We start from the raw sequence: 1,411 nt of genomic DNA on the forward strand, positions 1-1,411 counted from the left end.
TAAAACAAAAACAACAACTAGCCATCATCTCACCAATAAAAACATCAATCAAGAAATCATTATTAAAAATTATGAGTAGAATTAAAATTTTTACCATTGTGTCAGAACATTAAATTTGATATGAAACTTTATTTTGATTAAAAAAGGAGAAAACAATGAATAAAGAAAAAATAGTAAATTTATTAAAAGATAAAGAATTTGAGAAAAAAATGAAGAAACATAGTGATTTGAATTATACAATTTGCCAAATTGAGGAAGAATACGGAGGTTTTGGTGAAACATTGAGATATCATTGGAAAATTTTTATCACAAATCGTTTAAAGAAAATAATTGACGAAATGGATGAAAAATTAAGCGATTTAATGAAACAAGTTAGAGATGAATTTAATGAATTAAAAGAGCAAATACAAAAAGAATATCAACTAACTGAAAAAGAATTTGATGAATTCAAAGAAGAAATTTACTAATTAGAAATTTAACATTTAAAAAAACCCAAATAAAAGGAGAAAAAATCAATGATGAAAAATAAAATTAACGCGTTAAAAACAAAATTAACTAAATTAAAATGCAAAAACATTGAAATTATTCAAAATAATGAAACTAAAATTAAAGAAATTAATTTTGATTTCAAAGGAATATACGTAGATTTACAATTTTTAAAAATTGAATTTTATGCAAATGCTAATTTAAGACACATTCAATGTTTTTCTTGTAGGTCAGATGTCGAAAACAAAGTTTTTACTTATGATTTTTATGACGAAAACGACCCTCAAGCATTTAAAGTTACTTCTTTTACTTGGGTTCCAGAAGTTTTTAAATATTTAAAAGCAATTGGCAATATTTTACAACATGAATATTTTATCCCTATTATGGATGTTGATGAAGAAATAATTTATAATTTAATTTCTACTAAAACTTTATATACAAACTAAAATCAAAAATAAGGAAAATAAAAAATGAAAAAAATTATAAAAGAAATTATTGATAATAACGGATACAAAATAACCGAGGAATCTAACAAAAACAACCAAATAATCAAAAGAACCACTTACAACCCAGACGGCGTGACAATTTGGTACATCACTGAATACGATCCTCAAACTGGTTAAATAATCAAAGAAACCAATTACAACCCCGACGGAATAACAATTGATTTCATCATTGAATCCGACCATCAAACTGGTACAATCATCAAAAAAACCTACTACAACAACCTCAACAGCAAAAAAATTGACTTCATCATTGAATATGACCCTCAAACAGGAAACCAAATCAAAAAAACAGGCTATACCACCCCGACGGAACTGTTAAAGATATTATTAACTTTTAAAAATCCAATAAAAATAAACAAAAAATTAAAAAAACAAATCAAACAAAAGGAGTCAAATCATTATGACAAAAAAAGAATTAA

Annotated in this window: 4 protein-coding genes; all 4 read left to right on the forward strand. The window is 24.6% G+C overall.

Going from position 1 to position 1,411, the window contains the following annotated elements; translation table 11 throughout:
- Positions 1-155 precede the first annotated feature (155 nt).
- A complete protein-coding gene (locus tag RI01_RS02765; protein WP_017193151.1) occupies positions 156-467 on the forward strand; it encodes a hypothetical protein in 312 nt (103 codons plus the stop codon).
- A gap of 48 nt (positions 468-515) precedes the next feature.
- The gene (locus RI01_RS02770) at positions 516-932 is read left to right on the forward strand and encodes a hypothetical protein (RefSeq protein WP_017193152.1); all 417 of its coding nucleotides are present in this window, start codon (positions 516-518) and stop codon (positions 930-932) included.
- A gap of 24 nt (positions 933-956) precedes the next feature.
- A complete protein-coding gene (locus RI01_RS03450) occupies positions 957-1,109 on the forward strand; it encodes a DUF2963 domain-containing protein (protein ID WP_017193153.1) in 153 nt (50 codons plus the stop codon).
- Positions 1,110-1,411 (forward strand): DUF2963 domain-containing protein (locus tag RI01_RS04080; protein WP_152411632.1); only part of this gene is annotated, 302 nt, incomplete at its 3' end. It lies immediately after the preceding gene.

The organism is Italian clover phyllody phytoplasma str. MA1, from assembly GCF_000300695.1.
Taxonomy (GTDB): domain Bacteria; phylum Bacillota_I; class Bacilli_A; order Acholeplasmatales; family Acholeplasmataceae; genus Phytoplasma.

Excerpts from the sequence above, each read along its gene's own strand:
- RI01_RS02765 (WP_017193151.1), top strand. The coding sequence starts at position 156 with ATGAATAAAGAAAAAATAGTAAATTTATTAAAAGATAAAGAATTTGAG.
- RI01_RS02770 (WP_017193152.1), top strand. The coding sequence starts at position 516 with ATGATGAAAAATAAAATTAACGCGTTAAAAACAAAATTAACTAAATTA.
- RI01_RS03450 (WP_017193153.1), top strand. The coding sequence starts at position 957 with ATGAAAAAAATTATAAAAGAAATTATTGATAATAACGGATACAAAATA.